The sequence below is a fragment of the Streptomyces sp. NPDC055287 genome (assembly GCF_053646035.1).
In genome coordinates, this window is the sequence record NZ_JBSHNE010000019.1 from 48,884 (window position 1) to 65,857 (window position 16,974).

The window sequence follows — 16,974 nt, forward strand, 5'->3', positions numbered from 1 at the left end:
GATGTGAGCACATTGAACGCTGGGGGCGAGATGCAGGGTGCCGAACTGGCGGATGTGATCAGCCAGGTACGGGCCGAGCTGGAGGAGGCCCAGCGCCGGGGCCGGGAGAGTGGCCTGCGTTTCCGGGTGGAGAAGGTGAGCCTGGAGTTCGCGGTGCAGGTCCGCCGCGAGACGGGCGGCAAGGGCGGCCTGCGCATCGGAGTGGTCACGGCGGACGTGGGCAGGACGACGGCGAACGACACGACTCACCGCATCCAGGTGGAACTCCAGCCGCGCGGCCGGGACGGCCGTGGCCCGGTGGATGTCGGCGGCGAGGCGGCCGACGCGCTGGAGGATGACGACTAGGAGGGGCGCCCAATCGTGCGCGGGCTCTGTTTCCCCGTCACGGCCTGATGCATAGTGGGGGCCCTTGGCTGCTGGCCAACTGGTCAGAATGGGTCACAGGCTCGGGTGCGAGAAGGTCCTCATGGTGTGCGAACGGTGCGGTGGCGGACGAAGGGGTTCACTGCCGGGCATGGCCTGCCCGGGCTGCGGAGCCGGTGCGGGCGACGGCCGGGTGGCGAGCGGGGCCTGGATCGCCCGCGAGACCGTGGCGGGCCGCGTGTCCACCCTGTCCCGCCCGCGAAAGGCGCTGCTGGCGACGGCGGTTGTCCTCGCCCTGGCCGTCCTCATCACGTCGGCCACCCTGCTGGCCGACGCTGACGACGACAGCGGCGGTACGGGCGGTCCCGTGGGCAACGCGGACGACCTGGCCCGTGGCGTACCGACCCGGATCGGCCCGACCGGACCGCCCGAGACTCCGGCCACCCCGTCGGCCGGCGCGAGCCGGACCCCCGCACCGAGCAGCCCCGCCGCCACTTCGCGGCCCCCGGCGGGCAAGCCGAAGCCCCCCAAGAAGCCGCCGGCGGCCCGCCACCCCTCGTTCACTGCGTGGGCGGGACCCGGCTGTTCCGCGGGCCACTACGAGGAGTTCGGCCGGTTCGAGAACGGCGACGCGGGCTGGTACACGGTCAATTCCGGTGGGCACGACGGGGATTCCTGCGACGGCCGCTTCACCGCCGTCCCGATGTCGGGAGCCCCGGACAAGGACCGAGGCAACACGGCGACCTGGTCCTGGCAGGTCGGCGACGGCTTCGACGAGTGCGCACTGGCCGTGTACGTACCGAAGAGCGACCGCGACCTCGACGTCGCCGGCGACCCCACCTTCTACCGGCTGCTCGCCGACCCCGACGACGAGGACTCGTCGTACGCCGCCTTCGCGGTCCGCCAGACCGTCCACCGGGGCAGCCTGGTGCCGGTCGGCAGCTACGAGGTCAAGGACGACAGCTTCGCGGTGCAGCTGATCGACCGGGGCCGCGACTGGGGCGACGAGGACCTGGTCGGCGCGCACCACGCGGCGGCGCAGATGAAAATCACCTGCCGCGTCTGACGGGAGCTACGCACTCCCGAAGTCGGGGACGGAGAGGGAGCCGTCCTCGGCGAGCCGGAATCCCGGATTGTGCGCGACTTCCCAGGCGTGGCCGTCGGGGTCGGTGAAGACGCCCGCGTATCCGCCGTAGAAGGTCGTCGCGGGTGCTTTGGTGACGGTCGCCCCCGCACGCTCGGCAGCCGCGACGAGGTCGTCGACCTCGGCGGCGGACCGCACGTTGTGCGCCAGGGCGATGCCGCCGAAGCCTTCACCCGTCTGCGGGTCCTCGATACCGCAGTCGAGCGCGAGCTTGTCGCGCCCCCAGAGGACCACGGCGAGACCTCCCGCCTGAAAGAAGACGGTCTCCTCGGCCTCCTGCCCCTGCCAGCCCAGGCGCTCGTAGAACGCCCGGGCCCGCTGCACGTCGGCGACACCGAGGGTGATGAGGCTGATGCGCTGTTCCATGGCCCGAAGCTATCCCGCGAGGCGGGCTGCCGCGCGCGATGCGGCACAACGGGAGGGTGTGGCGGGACGCCGGTCAGACCCCCTGCCGCACGCCGGGCCGCGCCTCCCCGGTCACGCTCTGAACGGCGTGACACCCAGCCGGTGAACATGGCATGCTCGCGACGAAGATCGTGGTCGACTCGGGGAAGCGGGCTGCTCCCCGAGGGCGACCGCCAACTGACCCCGGACCGTGATCGGTCCGGGGCCGTTCGGCTGCCGCTCCCCCGGCAGAATCCGTGGTGTCACTTGTGGTGCCTGCGTGCCTTCGCTTGGCGCTCCGCTTCCTTGCGCCTCGGGACGGTGTACGAGGACCAGTCGCCGCGGTGGAGATCGCACCTCGATGCGTCCACCATGGCCAGTCGCCGGCACCGGGTTCCCTTTTCCGTCAGCGCTCCACACTTGGACTGCGTACGAGCCACGATCCCCACCCCTGGTCTCGGCTGTCGTGCGGACCGTTCCAGCGTCGCGGGGCGCATGCCGTCGGCGGAAGGCGCACCGCTCAGCGAACGGGTGCACGGCGCCCCAAGGCGGTTGCTCGGGGGGCGCACGCTGGGCAGGGGGATCACCGGGGACGGATGACCGTTGAGGTCGAGTCCGGATGTCAAAGACCCCCAGCCATGATCGGCTGGGGGCCATTTCGCTGGTGCCCCCGGCAGGATTCGAACCTGCGACACCCGCTTTAGGAGCGAGGTGGGGCAACACGTGGGCTGAACTGCGAGAACGCTGCTACGGCTTGCTGCGACCTTCGTGGCTGCCAGGAACCCAGATTCCCCGTGGTTCCCCGCCCGTTCTGGCACGGCTGTGGCACGACCGACCCCCTCGATGCGAACTATGAGCAGGACGGCCACTGCGGTCTGCCGTGCTGGCTGATTGGCTCCTCAGGTGCGGTGAAGGGCGGCTACGGTCACCGTGGTTGCTGTACTTCGCTGCTGTACAGCAGCGACCACCCTTCGCCTTGGCATGCGGCCGGCGGCTGGGCCGGGCGAAAGCAGGTGCGCGGGCCGAGCTGTCGGGCCGCGCGCCACGGCGCGTGCGCGGCGGATGCGCCTTGATGAGGTACTTCGTCCAACCAAGCGTGGCGGCAGAGCCTCGACCCGCTTGAATCAGGTTCTGGTACCCGCGCCTCGGGGTACGGTCATCCTCTTCCAGGCTCGCTCCTCGTATTCGTCGCGCAGCATGACTTCAATGGTGGCACGCCCACCGTTAAGGCCCCTGGCACCGCGTCGGCGATTCCTTTTGATGGCCTCCTCGAACAATATCGCGCGCTGATGTGCACGCAATTTACCCCTTGCTCCTCTCGAGTTATTGGTATCATTCTTCAATTCTGCCAGTAGGCGCGTCGCCTGATCCTCTATCTCCTGCTCGCTCATTTCGGCGAGCCAGGTACGTAGCCGCTCGCGCGTTACGTCTCTTAGGGCCGACACCATAAAGAATGGAATGCGTCTGAGGATTCCCACAACCCACCCGCTGCCGGTAGTTGGCGGTGCGCCTTGGAAACGCGTAATTATATTGCCGCCCACTCCGCCAGCCGGAGCTGCTGCCATTGCCGGTAGCAGGGATACATAAAATACCTGCCACAAGGCAACGCTTAGCCCAGCAATAGCGACCAAATAAAGGCTGAGCCAAGTTGCCGTCGCCTTGACTCCCACCCAGTGGCCCCAGTACGTGGCGCGACGCCAAGGAACACTCAAGGCTGCGAGTGCTACTGCAACCACCACAGCAATGAATAGAGGCATTAGCGCCTCCTACGGTCGCCCTATAGTCAATATCATAGTAGAAATGAGGCATGTCGCAATTTGACGAGGTCGTGCGACGGTGGGCGGCCTCACAGCACAGCGGTCAGCCGGCAGACCTGAGCAGCCATGACTACTCTGTGATCCGACAGGGAGTGCTTGCGTTCCTGGCGACACGCGCCTCTGGCGCGTCCGCTTCGGAGCTCCAAGAGGTCGCGGATGAGGCAATCGCCCGCATGGCGCACGCCGTGGGCACGGGCCGCATCACCCTTCAGGGGTCACCGGCTGGCTACCTCCTCGTCACCGCGCGGCGTGCGCTCATCGACCGCCACCGTCAGTGGGCTAGAGCTTCGAACTCTCACTGGTCCGCCGCTAACGAGTCGGACGATGATGCGGTTGCCCAGATATTGGATCGACTAGCAACCGCGGACTTGGTCCGGGATGCACTTCGGTACACAGCGGAGCGCCGAGATTGGACAACAGTCAACGTCATTGCGGCTTGGCTGGACTCGGCCGCGCAAAGTGGGAGCAATCCGACGTCGCGTGAGGTCTCCGCTCAAGTGGGCGTCTCGAAGACCGCTGTCCGTGACTGCCTGGAACGTTTCCGTACTGATCTTGTTCGGGCGCGAGATCGGCGATGACGTTTGCTTGCCAGCAACTGCCTGGGCGCCGTACTTGAAGGTGTCAGAACTCTGGCTCACAGGAGGTCGCCATGATCGGACGCGCTGAACGACCCAACAAGGTCTCTAAGGAGATGATCGAGGATGCCTTGGACGCGCTCGGGGCAAGCATCCGGCCTGAGCTTGCCCGCCTGGGCGCGCTGCCCGACGGGTTGGCAGAAGCGGTTCTCCAGATGTTGCCTTTCGGAACTCGTACTGCGCTCGAGGTCCTGGGGCTTGTGGAGGCAGAGCCTAAGACGTCCCACGGCGTGCGTATTCTCCGGCTTCGCGCACTAGGTAAAGCTGTTCTGAAGCGCCTCGCGGCTGAGGAGTCGGATAGCGACCTTGCTTCGATTCCTATCAAAGACTTGCTAGAGGTGGAACCGGTGCAGTGGTCAGAAACATCTGAACAGGACTACCCTCCGGCAGGGGAATCGAGTGGCCTTATTCCGGTAAGCGTGCGTCTCGAAGGTTACGACGAGCAAGCGGAAAAGATGCCTAGTCCCGTCGTCGCGGCAGTCGAGGTGGGGCAAGGGGCCGCAACGGTGGCACACCTCGCCGTCGAGGTTGTTTCGTCAATGGTAAGAGTTTGGCAAACGTCGGGCCGCGTTGATGTTATCGATGCCCGGACTCGTCAGCCGCTACCACAAGAAGGAGAGCCACTCGAGATATCAGAAGTCGAAGAATCAGCTGATACGGCTGATGTGCTCGCCGCACGACTGGCCGTCGATTTGGGTGAAATTGTTGGATCGGGAGAGACGCCTGAACGTGTTTGAAAGCGAGCCGACTGAGATTATTCCGCACCTTCACCTGGGTGTAGCGTTTGGTTGCCAGCGATGCCCGTCGCGAACTTGTCGATGTAATCGGCGGCTTGCCGGGGCCGGAGGCGATAACCTCCGCCGACTTGGGCTGACTCCAGCCCGGACTCGTTCCTCGATTCACGACGTGCTCGGTATCGCGCGGTCGGTGGAGCGGCTTTGGGCTGGAGCTGCTTTGGGGCGAGTGATCATGGCCCCTTACGCTGGCCGCGATTCGGGCAGCACCCAGCCTGCCCGCAATAGCCCGAATCGGGGCCATGATCTTAGAGGCTCGCCCCAAAGTGGCTGCCTAAAGCCGTGGAGCCGACCGCCCCAGCCACAGAGGGTGTTTCTCCCACTCTGCCCGCTGCACGTAGCGCGCCGCCGGGCGCGGCCAGCCGGGGCGGAGACAGGAGGCAGGCCGCGCCGCAGAGGCGGCGCGCCCCGCGCCGTGCGCGGGGTCTTGATGAAGTAGGGAAACTCTTACCGCGTCCTTGGCGACCCGTGATGACAGCTGACCACCTACTGACTTTCGTAGGTGGTCGCTACGCTGGAGCCGACCAGCATCACAGAACGCAAGGAGTGTGCTCACCGGATGGGACCGAAGTCGGAGCGGGTCTACCTCACGATTCGCGAGTGGATCGAGACGGGCAAGTATCAGCCTGGCTCCAGGCTCCCCTCCGAGCGAACCCTGTCGGACGAGCTGAGCATCGGCCGCACGGCGCTTCGTCAGGTGCTGGCCAAGCTCATCGCCGAAGGCATCCTGGAAGTGCACGGCCGTAGCTCGTACCGGGTGCCGGACCGGTCCGTGAGTACAGAGACACCCACAGACGTGGAACCGTGGCAGATCCATGGTGAGCGAACGCTCTATGACAACCGCTGGGTGAAGCTTGGTCTGGTCGATGTTGAGCCGCCCGGCGTAGAACGTTTCGAGCATCACGTGGTGCGGCTTCACCACGTCGCGATCGCCGCAGTTCTCGACGACCAGGACCGCGTACTTATGCTGTGGCGATACCGCTTCGTGCCCGACTCCTTGGGTTGGGAGCTGCCCGGCGGGATCGTCGACGAGGGCGAAGACCCCGCACAGGCCGCGCTGAGGGAAGTCGAGGAAGAAACCGGTTGGCGCCCGGACGCGCTGGAGCACGTGGTCACCTATCAGCCCATGGTCGGCATGGTCGACTCACCGCACGAGATCTATGTAGGCCGTGGTGCCAGGTACGTCGGCGAACCTACGGATCTCGAGGAGGCCGGGCATGTTGCCTGGGTGCCGCTCGGGGACATCCCCGGGCTCATGGCGCGGGGTGACCTCATGGGCTCCGGAACGCTGGTTGCACTCCTTCACGTGCTCGCCTCCCGCGCTGCCGGGAAGTCACCTACAGCCGCTGCGTGAGTTGCTCGATACGACGACGCTGACGCACTGATCCGGTTCGGTTAGCCAACAGACGCGCCTGCCGAAGGTGATCGTGAGCCTGGTCGTACTCGCCGCGTGCAAGGTGGGCTTGCGCAAGGTCGCATCGGAGCCCTGCCGTAGCCCGGATAAATGTCGGGTCCACGCTGTCCAGTGCTGCGTACAGGCTGTCTACAGCCTCTTCTTCTCCGAGGAGAGCGAGCGCATTGCCGCGCCACCGGCTGAGATGCCCCTGGTTGAGGAAGATACTCAACATGTCGGGGTCCCGGACCTCCTCGCCGTCAGGCAGGTGCCGTACGGCGTTGTCGAGAGCCCGGCGGCAGTCGTCGGGCAGCCCGGCCCTGGCGCAGATCTCGGCTTCCGCCGCATACAGCCATGCTTGCAGCCGCGGGGACATCAGCCTCCCGCCGGCCCTTTGAGCATCACGCACTAGCTCGACCGCAATGGCGGGGCGTCCGGCGTCGCATAAAACGTATGCCTGCTCGGCCGTTGCGTGCGCGAGGTACATAGGCTCGTCGGCTTCGTTCGCCGCTCGCTTGCCTAACTCGTAGTGACGCCATGCCCGTTCGACAGCTCCTACATCAAGGGCCTGCCAAGCCGCCAAGGTCGCGGCTCCGGCCAGTGCGAGAGCGACAGGACGACGGGTCTCGGGGAGCACCGCGAAGGTCAGTGCGTCTTCCAACTTCGAGAGGTGGCCGGTCATCTGGTCGACAAGACTCGCTGCCCCCATCTGGCGATCGAAGGTCCGCAGAAGTTCGGTCTGCTCCATGAACGTCTTCACCATGGTCAGGCTGACGCTGCGCGACGCGTCTATCCGACTCACCAGTTCGTCATACCCGTCCGCTTCGGTCGTTGGTGCTGGGGCGGAGTGGTTGCCTTGAAGCTCGTCGTTAGTGACGCCGAGCAGTACCCGAAGGATCTTCGCGTAACGCTCGCTGATCGGGCGTCTACCGTTCTCCCACTCCGACACGTAGACGCGAAGGCTCGCCGTCGACGCGATGGTGAGCATGTGTTGCCGAGCGTGCTGTTCGATCTCGCGGATCAGCCGCTCTTGCGACCACTCGCGCGCGTTCCGTGCTGTTCGGAGTCCATTGGCCACGTGCACCGCCCCTGCATGTGAGTCCTCAGCTGTAACAGCAGCATGCCTCACATAGGCGCAGGTCGGCAGGGGTTAACCCACTTCGCGTTAACCCTTGTTGTCTACCGGGCTGTTGAGGCGTGCGGTTCTCTAGAAGCGTCGCAGGAAGGCGAGTTCAGAAGCCGGATCGCGATATCGCTTGACTTCTGGTGCGCACCAGATGCAACCTGTTGGTGCGCACCAGTTGAGAACTGGACGTCGGAAGGTGTCTTACCTCCCGACCAAACGCCAACGCACAGGAGCGGCGACCCACCGCCAAGCAAGTACGCCGCTCCCGCCCCTCTGAAAGGGAGTTCCATCATGCGTCAGATTCCTGTCGACACTTCCGCCGCCATGGTGATGGTGGCCCAGCCTCCGCAGCCCAAGGTCAAGGACCGTCGTACCGGTGAGCTCGCCCTGGACGTCGAGACCGGTGCCCAGTTGATGACGGTGGGCGTGCTGTTCGCCGCGAACGGTGAGGCTGAGGTCCTGGCCGTCACGGTTCCTCAGCCGGGCGTCACCGGTGAGTTGGTCATGGGTACCCCGGTTGCGCTGACCGGCCTGACCGCCCGCCCGTGGGAACGAGACGGTCGTCACGGGATTGCGTTCCGCGCAGTCGCCGTCACGTCGCTGGCCGAGGGCTCCTCGAAGCCGAAGGCCGCTTGATCATGTCGTGGCTGACCGCGTTACTGCTGCTGGTCGTCGTCGCTGCGGGTCTCCTGCGGTGGCAGCGCCCGGCCTGGTACTGGCTGACCTTCGGGGTCACCTTCGCCGCGCTGCGGGTCCTGGTCCGCTATGCCTCGGTCATGGACGCATGCGGGCTGACTGTCCCGCCCTCTCGCTGGCGTCTCCACCTGGCCCGGGCGGCCCACCGCCCGGCACCTGAATGTCGCCCGCCTCAGATCCTGCGGCTTCGGCCCACTCGCACGGGCCTGGTGCTGCGGATCAAGCTTCGCCCCGGGCAGGACGCGTTCGATGTGGCTGCGGCCACGGACCGGCTACGCCACTCGTTCGCCATGTACGGCGTCACCTCCCGCGAACTGCGCTCCAGCATCGTGGAGTTGCGGATGACCGGCTACGACGTCCTCAAGCGGGTGCAGATGCCCGTCAAGGTCGACCGTGCTCCGATGCGGGTCCCGGTGGCGCTGCGGGAGGACGGGGCCGTGCACTACCGCGACTACCGGCAGATGCCGCATGCCCTGACCCTGGGCGCGACCATGTCGGGCAAGTCGGTCTACCAACGCAACCTGGTCGCCGAACTCGCCGCGCAGGATGTGGCCCTGGTCGGCATCGACTGCAAGCAGGGTGTGGAGCTGTTCCCGCTGGCCCGCCGGTTCTCCGCGCTCGCCGACAACCCTGACACCGCCGCCGAACTCCTCGATGCTCTGGTGGCTCGCATGGAGAGCGTGTACCAGCTCATACGGGCCGAGCAGCGCATCACCTCGGACGTGCCGGATGCGGAGATCGCCGCCGGGATCTGGGACCTTCCCGACCACCTGCGCCCGACCCCGATCGTCGTTCTCGTTGATGAGGTCGCAGAGCTGGCTCTGTTCGCCTCCAAGGAGGAGGAGAAGCGCCGGGACCGGATTATCACCTCGCTCGTCCGCCTCGCCCAGCTCGGACGCGCTGCCGGCATCTATCTGGAGATCTGCGGACAGCGCTTCGGCTCCGAACTCGGCAAGGGCATCACCATGCTCCGCGCCCAGCTCACCGACCGCACCGCCCACCGCGTCAACGACGAGACCTCGGCCAACATGGCCTTCGGCGACATCTCCCCGGACGCCGTACTCGCCGCGATCCAGATCCCCACCGACGCACCCGGCCTCGCCGTCACCGGCGACTCCACCGGCGGATGGGCCCGCATCCGCGCACCGCACACCACGCTGCGCCAGGCCGTCAACGCCTGCAACCGGCACGCCGACCTCACCCCGGACGTGCCCGAACTCGCCGCCTTCCGGCCCGTGCTCCCGCACCTGGCCCCGGCCACCGCCCCGGCCATCGAGACAGCCCCGGCTACGGCCTGACCTTCCCCTGCTCCACCGGTCGGCGTGACCGCATCACGCCAGGTCCCTACCCCCGCCATGCCTCATCCCGGAAGGAGCACCACCCATGACCGCACGCAAGCCCGCCGCCGCCCGCAAGCGCCCGGCGAAGAAGTGCACGGACTGCAAGGGCACCGGCGAGATCACCGAAACCGTCCGCGTCGGCTCCGCCCGCAAGCACCGCGACACCGACGACCGACAGTCTGCCCTGTGCCTCGCCTGCTTCGGCACCGGCCACGCCACCACCAACTGATCACCGCCGGGACCGGGCGGCCGGACAACCCTTCCCCGCCCGGCCTCCGCCTCACGAAAGGTCACCCTCCATGCGAGCCGAGAGCGAAAGCACGGTCCGCGAAGTCCTCCAAGCCGTCAACGCAGGCGACCGCACCACGGCTCTCAGCGTCGCCCGCTCTGCCTACCAGGCGGCGGACGAAACGCAGCGCGCCGAACTGCTGCTCTACCTCGGCCCGCATGCCGCCAACGGCCCAGACGACCAGTGACCAGGAAGGAGGACTCGATGTTCCGTCCCTCGATTCGCCCCGACGCTGTCCTCGTACAAGCCGTGATCGCTGGGGCTCTGTCCTTCGCCCACTTGCACGACCTGGCCGCCGCCGCAGGGCAGACGGGCTGGAAGGCGTGGGCCTATCCGATCAGCGTGGACCTGCTCTTGGTCGCGGCCTGGCGCCGCCTTCGTGGTGGTGGCCGGTCCCGTCTGGCGTGGTGCTGGTTCCTGATCGCCCTGGTCGCCTCGCTCGGTGCGAACGTCGCCACCGCCGGATTCCTCGACCTGGCACACCCACCGGCCTGGCTGCGGTTCAGCGTCGCCGGATGGCCCGCCCTCGCCTTCCTCGGCGGCACCCTCCTCGCCCACACACCCACCCCAGCCCCGGCCGCGCCGGCCGAATCGGCAACGGCCGACGACCTCGGTCCCGAGCTGGTCGAACGCGATCAGCCTCCGGCCCCGGAACCGGCTCCGGCACTGCCCGCGCCCTTCGCACCGGCCCTGGTGCCTTCGGTGCCGCCCGCGCTGGTGGAGCACGCCCGCAAGGTCGCCGCCGACCACCGCACCCGCACCGGCTCCGAGATCGACCCCGACACCCTGCGCGCCCGCCTCGGTGTCCCCGCTCCGATGGCCGACGCCATCGCCGCCCAACTCGCCTGAAAGGACTGATCACCGATGCGTGGAAGCGACCCGACCCGAGACGAATACCTCGCCGCTGCCCGCGAGATGGCCGACACCGGCCACCCGACCCTGGCCCGCCTACTCGCTGAGGAAGCCGCCGACCGCACCGCCGACCCAGCAGAAGCGGCCCGCATCCTCAGCGACCACCCCGGCCCCAGCCTGCGAACGGAGAACTGATCCCCATGCCTGCCCGCGACTTCTTCCACTCCGTGATGCGGATCGGCCCCGTGCAGATCGGCACCCACCGCGACCGCCACGGCCGCACCAAACACGCCGCCGTCTGCACCTCGGACGACTGCGGCTGGTCCGCCGACTTCTCCAGCCAGTCCGCCGCCCAGCTCGCCGCCCGCACCCACCGCTGCCAGGTCCGCTGATGGACGTCCCGCTCTGGATCGCCCTGATCGCCGTCGGCTACCTCGGCATCAAACTCATCCGCCCACCCGCATGGCTCGTGATCGTGCTCCTGCTCGGCGGCTACCTCCTCTCCGACAGCCTGCTCGCCCCCGTCATCGACACCGCCATCAAGTAACCCGCCTGGAAGGAGCACCACCATGTTCAAGCCCAAGTACCCGGCCCCCGACACCTACACCGCGCCCCGTGCACCCGGCGCCCCGGCCTCGGCCCCGGTGCAGTACACGGTGCCCGCCCCGGCCCCGGCGCCCACCCGTCAGGCTCCGGCAGTACAGCTCACCCCCGGCGCGCTCGTCGCCCTCGTCGGCGGCGGCGTCACGGCCGTGCTCGTCGTCGGCGCGGTCCTGGTCTCCATGCTCCTCGCCGTCGCCGTCACCGGCGTCTCTGTCGCGGTGTGCGCCGTCGTCCTGCGCTCGCTCCTGAACTCCAACCTGTACCGCTGACCGGCCCCCGGGGCGGCCTCTACCGCCAAGTTTCGTCCGCCCCGGGAGCCGTGCCCCTACCCGAACCACTGATCCGGAAGGAACAACCCATCATGGCCCACCGCCCGACCACCACGGCCCGCATCTGCTCGGACTGCGACGGGTTCGCCTCCGCCGCCATCACCCTCGGCGGACGCGACCGCAACGGCCACCGGCGCACCCTCACCGCGCACTGCCCGGCGTGCCACGGCACCGGCACCCGGCCCGCCCGTACCGCCGCAACGGCCGGGAGCCGCGCATGACCGAGACCCTCACGGGTCTGGACCCGGCCACCCTGGGGGACATCCTCAAGGTGGCCGGGTCTTCGGACTTCGACCGCTGGCAAGACCAGATCCGCCGCACCGGCGGCTGCGCCAACCCCATCCACCTCACAGGCTGGACCCTCGCCAAGGACAAGACCACCGGCGAGACCCTCCGCCACTACACGACCGAGCACGAGCCCGGCGGACGGCTGCGGGTCGCCTGCGGCAACCGGCGCGCCTCACGCTGCCCGGCCTGCGCATGGACCTACGCCGGGGATACCTACCACCTGATCCGCGCCGGACTCGCCGGAGACGACACCAAGGACATTCCCGCGACCGTTCGGGAACACCCTCGGGTCTTCGCCACTCTCACCGCTCCCTCCTTCGGGCCCGTCCACAACCGGCCCTCCAACGGCCGCTGCCGCTGCGGCACCACCCACCCGGACGATGACCCGGCCCTTGGCACGGCCCTCGACCCGGCAACCTACGACTACGCGGGCACGGTGCTCTTCAACAACCACGCCGGGGAACTCTGGCAGCGCTTCACCACCCGGCTCCGACGTGAGATCGCCGCCCGCGCCGGACTCACCCAACGCGAGCTCACCGAAGCGGCTCGCGTCTCGTACGGCAAAGTCGCCGAATTCCAGAAGCGCGGAGCGATCCACTTTCATGCCGTGATCCGTCTCGACGGACCGGACGGACCCGAGAGTGCCCCGCCCTCGTGGGCTTCCGTGACCCTGCTGACCGACGCGATACGCGCTGCCGCCGCCCACGCGTACACCACGGTGAGCGTGCCCGCCGCCGATGGGCAGCCGCGCCGGCCGTTTCGCTGGGGCACCCAACTCGACGTTCGCCCGATCCGCGCCTTCGACGACGGAGCCGACATCACCGAGCAGGCCGTTGCCTCCTACGTCGCCAAGTACGCGACCAAGGCCGCTGAGAACACCGGGGCGACCGACACGGCCGTGCACTGCCGCAAATGCCGGGGAACTGGCCTCTCCGACCGCTACAACCGCCCCGGCTCCGCACTGAGCCGCTGCGCCCGCTGCCACGGCTCCGGCCTCGGCGAGGACCTCGCCCAGTTACCCATCACGGAGCACGCCCGCCGCCTCATGGGGGCCTGCGCCGCGTTGCAACCCCTCTACCCGGACCGCGCCCTCACCCGTTGGGCCCACATGCTCGGCTTTCGCGGCCACTTCTCGACCAAGTCCCGCCGCTACTCCACCACCCTCGGCGCCCTGCGCCAGATCCGCGCCGACTACCGCGCCGCCCAAGAACGCGAAGCACTCGGACTCGACGACCGCGAGCCGGGCACCGTGCTCGTCCTCGCCGACTGGCAGTACGCCGGACACGGCCACACCCCCGGCGAATCCGCCCTCGCCGCGACCATCGCCCGCGGCCTACAGCTCAACCGCGAAACCGCCCGCGAAGCCATGCACGACCAAGGCGCACTGGAGGGAGCACGCCCGTGAAGGAGCGCTATCTCAGCGTTAAGCAGGTTGCCGACATCCTCGGCACGACTGTGCGCTTCCCTAGGAGGCTGGTCGAGGAGCGCCGGATTACCTTCGTCAAGGCTGGCACGCACGTTCGTATCGCTGAAAGCGTGCTGGATGAGTACATCGCCGCCAACACCGTAGAGGCACTGCCGCTACGCCAGTCGGCTCTGCGGAGGGCCGCCTGATGCCCAACGACAAGGGGAACCGGCGCCGGTTCGGGGCGGTCCGCCAACTCAAGTCCGGTCGCTGGCAAGCGCGCTACCGTGATCCGGCGACGGGGCGGCTCCGCAGCCTGGGGCAGACGTACAACTCCAAGCGGGACGCTGAGATCGCCCTGTCCCGTGTCGAGGCGGACATCTCGCGTGGTGTGTGGACTGATCCAGACGCGGGCAACGTGCTCTTCGGCGACTTCATGGCTGCATGGCTCCGGGATCGGAAGCTGGCCGACCGTACGAGGGAGCGGCACGAGTCGGTCGTCCGGCTGCATATCCTGCCCGCCTTCGAGGCGCGTCCGCTCGCTTCGATCACTACGGCACGGGTGCGATCCTGGCGTACGGCCCTGCTTGCCGCCGGTGTGGGGGAGCCGACTGTCGTCAAGGCGTACCAGATCCTTCGCGCGGCCCTGAACACGGCCGTCGATGACGAGCTGATCCGGCGCAATCCGTGCCGGGTCAAGGGCGCGGACAGTTACGAGGTGCCGGAACGCCCCGTGCTGAGCGTCGCTGAGGTGTTCGCTGCGGCCGCTGCGATATCCCCGCGGTACCGGCTTCTCGTCTTGCTCGCCGCCTTCACCACGCTGCGCTTTGGTGAGCTGGCATCGTTGCGCCAGCGGGACATCGACACCGTGCACTGCGCGGTCAAGGTGCAGCGCGCCCAGGCGGAGATGCAGACCGGGGTCCTGTTCGACAAGGCTCCGAAGTCGGACGCCGGCGTCCGCGTGGTGGCCTTTCCGATCGAGCTGCTGCCGGATGTCGAGCGCCACATGGAGCGCTATGCCGGGGCCGGGCGTGACGGGCATGTCTTCCTCGGCCCCCAAGGCGGGAAGCTGCGGCGAAGCAACTTCCGTGACGACTGGATCAAGGCGCGCACCAAGGCGGGCATTACCGCAGACGTTCACTTTCACGATCTTCGGCACACGGGGAACACTCTTGCCGCTGCCGGAGCGAGCCTGCGGGAGCTGATGACCCGCATGGGCCACAGCACTCCTCGCGCCGCGCTGATCTATCAGCACATGGTCAACGGGCGGGACCGGGAGATCGCTGACAGGCTCGGCGTGATGATCCGCAAGACGCGGGGTGATGTGGACTCGTAGCGGACTTTGTGGCACGTGTGTGGCACGGCCGCGATCAAAGCGAAGGGCCAGTTCAAGAGGATCACGCCTCTGAACTGGCCCTTAGTGCTGTGCCCCCGGCAGGATTCGAACCTGCGACACCCGCTTTAGGAGAGCGGTGCTCTATCCCCTGAGCTACGGAGGCGAACGCGCGTGGTGCCCTGGAGGGCGCCGGTCCACAGGGTACCGGATGGGTGCTCGTGCGGGTGCAGCATTGGGGGGCGGGAAGATCAACGGGGTCGGGCGGCATCGGTTCCGCCGATGTGGGGGTTCGGGAGCTTGCATCAGCACGGTGTTGTTCCGCGGGGCGGGGCAGCCCAGTCTGGGCGGTGTAACCCGAGCAATCCGTGGAGGTGGGTCGTGGTCCAGGACGACCAAGAGGGCCGTTTCGCCGTTGTGATCAACGATGAGGAGCAGTACTCGATCTGGCCGGAGGGGCGCGACGTACCGGACGGCTGGCGGGGTACGGGCGTCAGCGGGTCCCGGGCGGAGTGCCTGGCGCATGTCGACGACGTCTGGACCGACCAGCGGCCGCTGAGCGTCCGCCGGGCCGGCTAGCCGGCCCGGCGGACGGGCGAGCGGTGGACCGGTTGGCCGGGCACGCAGGCAGGTGGGCCGGTCGGCCCGGCGGACGCGTGGTGGGCCGGTCTCCTGTCGGCCGGCCCACCGGCCGCCGCCGGTCAGAGGTTCCTGGGAAGCCAGCCGCGCTGGACCGCCCGGACACCCGCCTCGAATCTGCTGCGGGCGCCCAGCCGGTCCATGAGGCCCGTCGCGATCCGGCGGGCGGTGCGGTGCGAGACGCCCAGCCGTTTGGCTATGCCCTCGTCCGTGTGCCCCTCGGCGAGCAGCCGCAGGGCGGCGGCCTCCTGCCGGTCGAGTTCGCTGCCGTCCCGGCGGGGCTTCTCGCCCAGAGGGCTCGAACTCTCCCAGACGGTCTCGAAGAGGGTGCAGAGCGCGGTGAGCGTGCCTTTGCCCGTGATGACGACCGCGCCCTCGCTGCTGTCCTCGCTGTTCAGGGGGATGACGGCCGTCGCCCGGTCGATGAGCGTCATCCGGAGCGGGAGCTCGCCCGCCGTGCGGACCTGCCCGCCCATGGCGGTGAGCCAGTTGGCGTGGGCGACACTCGCCGCGCAGTTGCGGACGCTCTCCAGGTAGATCGTGCGCATCCGCACTCCCCGCCCGAGCAGCTTCTCGTTGAGGGGCCGCGCGGACGCCATGTTCTCCTCGGTCTGCGCACCCCCCGGTGCGAAGGCCATCACCTCCTGCTGCACGTTCTCCGTGAGTACGGCCAGCCGCGCACGGATCTGCGCCACGTCGGCCAGGTGCTCCATGCTGACCGGGCCCCCCGCGGGCCGGCGGTCGGCGTACTCGGAGATCAGCTGGGAGGCCGCGGTCCTGGCGGCGGCGATGCGCTGCCGGTGCAGGGCGAACTCGGCTTGTCTTCGGGCCAGCAGGTAATCGAGTCCGAGCTCGGGGCTGACGGCCCGGGGCGGTTGTGCGGAGCCGGCCGAAGGCTGGACCAGGGACAGTTCGGTCAGTCTGTCCCAGGCGGCCCTGACGGCGTCCTCGGCGAGGTCCAAGTGGCGTGCGAGTGCGGTGACATCGTCGTGAGGCCGCTCCAGCATGGCGCGGTACACAGCTTCTGTCGGCGTATCCAGTCCCAGTAATTCCAGCATCGCTCAGCTCCCCGTTCCGGCGGTGTCGCTCCAGGTCTTGCGTACGGCACAGGGGCGGCCCGCCACGGGCCGTTTCAGCGACACGGTGGCCACATTGGGTCATGACCCAATGTGGCCCGCCGATTTCCTTCCCCCAAGGTTCACCTGCGGTGATGCTACTTCCGAGGCGGACGAATCCGCCAGGAATCAGCCGGCCGAGGGACCGCCACGGTCTTCGGCCGCTGCTCCAGCCGTGTCTTTCTCCATGGATTCACGTCCCGAAAGGACGCCGTTCATGTTCTGTGCCCGTATCGCCAAGGCTGCCGCTGTCACCGCGCTCGCCGCCGCGGCGCTCCTCGCACCCGCCGTCGTTGCCGTGACCCCTGACGACCAGGTCGCCACCGCGTCCGCCACTGTCGAGCCGGAACCGAGGTCCGCCGAGGGGCCCCAGCCGGACATGGGCTGGCAGTGACAGCACCGGCCGCCGCCCACGGCGCCGGTGTCCCG

22 protein-coding genes and 1 tRNA gene are annotated in these 16,974 nt (G+C 68.2%); 19 read left to right on the forward strand and 4 right to left on the reverse strand.

All coding sequences use genetic code 11. The annotated features are described in order from the left end of the window. Nucleotides 1-3 precede the first annotated feature (3 nt). Nucleotides 4-345: a trypco2 family protein gene (locus tag ACWIHY_RS25970; protein WP_454378091.1), complete on the forward strand. Its 342-nt coding sequence runs from the start codon at nt 4-6 to the stop codon at nt 343-345. A gap of 169 nt (nt 346-514) precedes the next feature. Then, complete coding sequence (locus ACWIHY_RS25975) at nt 515-1,429, forward strand: adhesin (RefSeq protein ID WP_454378092.1); 915 nt, start codon at nt 515-517, stop codon at nt 1,427-1,429. A gap of 6 nt (nt 1,430-1,435) precedes the next feature. On the opposite strand, the gene ACWIHY_RS25980 is transcribed toward ACWIHY_RS25975, so the two are convergent. Then, entirely contained in the window at nt 1,436-1,873 is a 438-nt protein-coding gene (locus tag ACWIHY_RS25980) for a VOC family protein (RefSeq protein WP_454378093.1), read from the reverse strand. Between the two features lie 2,484 nt (nt 1,874-4,357). Here ACWIHY_RS25980 and ACWIHY_RS25985 point away from each other — a divergent pair. Both ACWIHY_RS25985 and ACWIHY_RS25990 read left to right on the forward strand, forming a co-directional pair. Next, on the forward strand, nt 4,358-5,080 hold the full coding sequence (locus ACWIHY_RS25985; RefSeq protein WP_454378094.1) for a hypothetical protein: 723 nt from the start codon (nt 4,358-4,360) through the stop codon (nt 5,078-5,080). Between the two features lie 616 nt (nt 5,081-5,696). Continuing rightward, nucleotides 5,697-6,491, forward strand: a complete 795-nt coding sequence (locus ACWIHY_RS25990; protein ID WP_454378095.1) for an NUDIX domain-containing protein — start codon at nt 5,697-5,699, stop codon at nt 6,489-6,491. On the opposite strand, the gene ACWIHY_RS25995 is transcribed toward ACWIHY_RS25990, so the two are convergent. Next, nucleotides 6,475-7,518 (reverse strand): XRE family transcriptional regulator, encoded by a 1,044-nt coding sequence (locus tag ACWIHY_RS25995; protein ID WP_454378144.1) that lies wholly within the window; start codon nt 7,516-7,518, stop codon nt 6,475-6,477. The two genes, ACWIHY_RS25990 and ACWIHY_RS25995, sit on opposite strands and share 17 nt — an antisense overlap. A gap of 429 nt (nt 7,519-7,947) precedes the next feature. Between ACWIHY_RS25995 and ACWIHY_RS26000 the strand changes: the two genes are divergently transcribed. The 13 genes from ACWIHY_RS26000 to ACWIHY_RS26060 all read left to right on the forward strand — a co-directional run bounded on the left by ACWIHY_RS26000 (nt 7,948) and on the right by ACWIHY_RS26060 (nt 14,794). Next, a complete protein-coding gene (locus ACWIHY_RS26000; RefSeq protein ID WP_454378096.1) occupies nt 7,948-8,292 on the forward strand; it encodes an SCO3933 family regulatory protein in 345 nt (114 codons plus the stop codon). Nucleotides 8,293-8,294: 2 nt separating this feature from the next. Continuing rightward, nucleotides 8,295-9,650 carry an FtsK/SpoIIIE domain-containing protein gene (locus ACWIHY_RS26005; protein ID WP_454378097.1) on the forward strand — a complete coding sequence of 452 codons (1,356 nt, stop codon included), beginning with the start codon at nt 8,295-8,297 and terminating at the stop codon, nt 9,648-9,650. Nucleotides 9,651-9,735: 85 nt separating this feature from the next. After that, entirely contained in the window at nt 9,736-9,921 is a 186-nt protein-coding gene (locus ACWIHY_RS26010) for a hypothetical protein (protein ID WP_454378098.1), read from the forward strand. Nucleotides 9,922-9,991: 70 nt separating this feature from the next. Beyond that, nucleotides 9,992-10,168, forward strand: a complete 177-nt coding sequence (locus tag ACWIHY_RS26015; protein ID WP_454378099.1) for a hypothetical protein — start codon at nt 9,992-9,994, stop codon at nt 10,166-10,168. Between the two features lie 17 nt (nt 10,169-10,185). Further along, a complete protein-coding gene (locus ACWIHY_RS26020) occupies nt 10,186-10,830 on the forward strand; it encodes a DUF2637 domain-containing protein (RefSeq protein ID WP_454378100.1) in 645 nt (214 codons plus the stop codon). Between the two features lie 15 nt (nt 10,831-10,845). Then, a complete protein-coding gene (locus ACWIHY_RS26025; protein WP_454378101.1) occupies nt 10,846-11,028 on the forward strand; it encodes a hypothetical protein in 183 nt (60 codons plus the stop codon). Nucleotides 11,029-11,033: 5 nt separating this feature from the next. Continuing rightward, the gene (locus tag ACWIHY_RS26030; protein WP_454378102.1) at nt 11,034-11,225 is read left to right on the forward strand and encodes a mobile element transfer protein; all 192 of its coding nucleotides are present in this window, start codon (nt 11,034-11,036) and stop codon (nt 11,223-11,225) included. After that, the gene (locus ACWIHY_RS26035; protein WP_454378103.1) at nt 11,225-11,380 is read left to right on the forward strand and encodes a hypothetical protein; all 156 of its coding nucleotides are present in this window, start codon (nt 11,225-11,227) and stop codon (nt 11,378-11,380) included. Before ACWIHY_RS26030 ends, ACWIHY_RS26035 begins: the two co-directional genes overlap by 1 nt. Nucleotides 11,381-11,402: 22 nt before the next feature. After that, complete coding sequence (locus tag ACWIHY_RS26040; protein ID WP_454378104.1) at nt 11,403-11,705, forward strand: SpdD protein; 303 nt, start codon at nt 11,403-11,405, stop codon at nt 11,703-11,705. A 92-nt stretch (nt 11,706-11,797) separates the two neighbouring features. Then, entirely contained in the window at nt 11,798-11,986 is a 189-nt protein-coding gene (locus ACWIHY_RS26045; protein WP_454378105.1) for a hypothetical protein, read from the forward strand. Next, nucleotides 11,983-13,458 (forward strand): replication initiator, encoded by a 1,476-nt coding sequence (locus tag ACWIHY_RS26050; protein WP_454378106.1) that lies wholly within the window; start codon nt 11,983-11,985, stop codon nt 13,456-13,458. Before ACWIHY_RS26045 ends, ACWIHY_RS26050 begins: the two co-directional genes overlap by 4 nt. Next, nucleotides 13,455-13,667: an excisionase family DNA-binding protein gene (locus ACWIHY_RS26055; protein WP_454378107.1), complete on the forward strand. Its 213-nt coding sequence runs from the start codon at nt 13,455-13,457 to the stop codon at nt 13,665-13,667. The genes ACWIHY_RS26050 and ACWIHY_RS26055 overlap by 4 nt, the downstream gene beginning before the upstream one ends. Next, nucleotides 13,667-14,794 carry a tyrosine-type recombinase/integrase gene (locus tag ACWIHY_RS26060; protein WP_454378108.1) on the forward strand — a complete coding sequence of 376 codons (1,128 nt, stop codon included), beginning with the start codon at nt 13,667-13,669 and terminating at the stop codon, nt 14,792-14,794. Before ACWIHY_RS26055 ends, ACWIHY_RS26060 begins: the two co-directional genes overlap by 1 nt. Before the next feature lie 90 nt (nt 14,795-14,884). Here the strand turns inward: ACWIHY_RS26060 and ACWIHY_RS26065 are convergent. Continuing rightward, nucleotides 14,885-14,957, reverse strand: a tRNA-Arg gene (locus tag ACWIHY_RS26065). Between the two features lie 215 nt (nt 14,958-15,172). On the opposite strand from ACWIHY_RS26065, the gene ACWIHY_RS26070 reads away from it, so the two are divergent. Then, the gene (locus ACWIHY_RS26070; RefSeq protein ID WP_454378109.1) at nt 15,173-15,370 is read left to right on the forward strand and encodes an MbtH family protein; all 198 of its coding nucleotides are present in this window, start codon (nt 15,173-15,175) and stop codon (nt 15,368-15,370) included. A 122-nt stretch (nt 15,371-15,492) separates the two neighbouring features. On the opposite strand, the gene ACWIHY_RS26075 is transcribed toward ACWIHY_RS26070, so the two are convergent. Beyond that, the gene (locus ACWIHY_RS26075; RefSeq protein WP_454378110.1) at nt 15,493-16,488 is read right to left on the reverse strand and encodes a helix-turn-helix transcriptional regulator; all 996 of its coding nucleotides are present in this window, start codon (nt 16,486-16,488) and stop codon (nt 15,493-15,495) included. A 274-nt stretch (nt 16,489-16,762) separates the two neighbouring features. On the opposite strand from ACWIHY_RS26075, the gene ACWIHY_RS26080 reads away from it, so the two are divergent. After that, the gene (locus ACWIHY_RS26080; RefSeq protein ID WP_454378111.1) at nt 16,763-16,939 is read left to right on the forward strand and encodes a hypothetical protein; all 177 of its coding nucleotides are present in this window, start codon (nt 16,763-16,765) and stop codon (nt 16,937-16,939) included. Nucleotides 16,940-16,974 lie beyond the last annotated feature (35 nt).

Excerpts from the sequence above, each read along its gene's own strand:
- ACWIHY_RS25995 (WP_454378144.1), bottom strand. The coding sequence starts at position 7,518 with ATGCTCACCATCGCGTCGACGGCGAGCCTTCGCGTCTACGTGTCGGAG.
- ACWIHY_RS26080 (WP_454378111.1), top strand. The coding sequence starts at position 16,763 with ATGTTCTGTGCCCGTATCGCCAAGGCTGCCGCTGTCACCGCGCTCGCC.
- ACWIHY_RS26010 (WP_454378098.1), top strand. The coding sequence starts at position 9,736 with ATGACCGCACGCAAGCCCGCCGCCGCCCGCAAGCGCCCGGCGAAGAAG.
- ACWIHY_RS26075 (WP_454378110.1), bottom strand. The coding sequence starts at position 16,488 with ATGCTGGAATTACTGGGACTGGATACGCCGACAGAAGCTGTGTACCGC.
- ACWIHY_RS25980 (WP_454378093.1), bottom strand. The coding sequence starts at position 1,873 with ATGGAACAGCGCATCAGCCTCATCACCCTCGGTGTCGCCGACGTGCAG.
- ACWIHY_RS25990 (WP_454378095.1), top strand. The coding sequence starts at position 5,697 with ATGGGACCGAAGTCGGAGCGGGTCTACCTCACGATTCGCGAGTGGATC.
- ACWIHY_RS26020 (WP_454378100.1), top strand. The coding sequence starts at position 10,186 with ATGTTCCGTCCCTCGATTCGCCCCGACGCTGTCCTCGTACAAGCCGTG.
- ACWIHY_RS26035 (WP_454378103.1), top strand. The coding sequence starts at position 11,225 with ATGGACGTCCCGCTCTGGATCGCCCTGATCGCCGTCGGCTACCTCGGC.
- ACWIHY_RS26015 (WP_454378099.1), top strand. The coding sequence starts at position 9,992 with ATGCGAGCCGAGAGCGAAAGCACGGTCCGCGAAGTCCTCCAAGCCGTC.
- ACWIHY_RS26045 (WP_454378105.1), top strand. The coding sequence starts at position 11,798 with ATGGCCCACCGCCCGACCACCACGGCCCGCATCTGCTCGGACTGCGAC.
- ACWIHY_RS25985 (WP_454378094.1), top strand. The coding sequence starts at position 4,358 with ATGATCGGACGCGCTGAACGACCCAACAAGGTCTCTAAGGAGATGATC.
- ACWIHY_RS26030 (WP_454378102.1), top strand. The coding sequence starts at position 11,034 with ATGCCTGCCCGCGACTTCTTCCACTCCGTGATGCGGATCGGCCCCGTG.
- ACWIHY_RS26050 (WP_454378106.1), top strand. The coding sequence starts at position 11,983 with ATGACCGAGACCCTCACGGGTCTGGACCCGGCCACCCTGGGGGACATC.
- ACWIHY_RS26040 (WP_454378104.1), top strand. The coding sequence starts at position 11,403 with ATGTTCAAGCCCAAGTACCCGGCCCCCGACACCTACACCGCGCCCCGT.
- ACWIHY_RS25975 (WP_454378092.1), top strand. The coding sequence starts at position 515 with ATGGCCTGCCCGGGCTGCGGAGCCGGTGCGGGCGACGGCCGGGTGGCG.
- ACWIHY_RS26005 (WP_454378097.1), top strand. The coding sequence starts at position 8,295 with ATGTCGTGGCTGACCGCGTTACTGCTGCTGGTCGTCGTCGCTGCGGGT.
- ACWIHY_RS26000 (WP_454378096.1), top strand. The coding sequence starts at position 7,948 with ATGCGTCAGATTCCTGTCGACACTTCCGCCGCCATGGTGATGGTGGCC.
- ACWIHY_RS26060 (WP_454378108.1), top strand. The coding sequence starts at position 13,667 with ATGCCCAACGACAAGGGGAACCGGCGCCGGTTCGGGGCGGTCCGCCAA.
- ACWIHY_RS26025 (WP_454378101.1), top strand. The coding sequence starts at position 10,846 with ATGCGTGGAAGCGACCCGACCCGAGACGAATACCTCGCCGCTGCCCGC.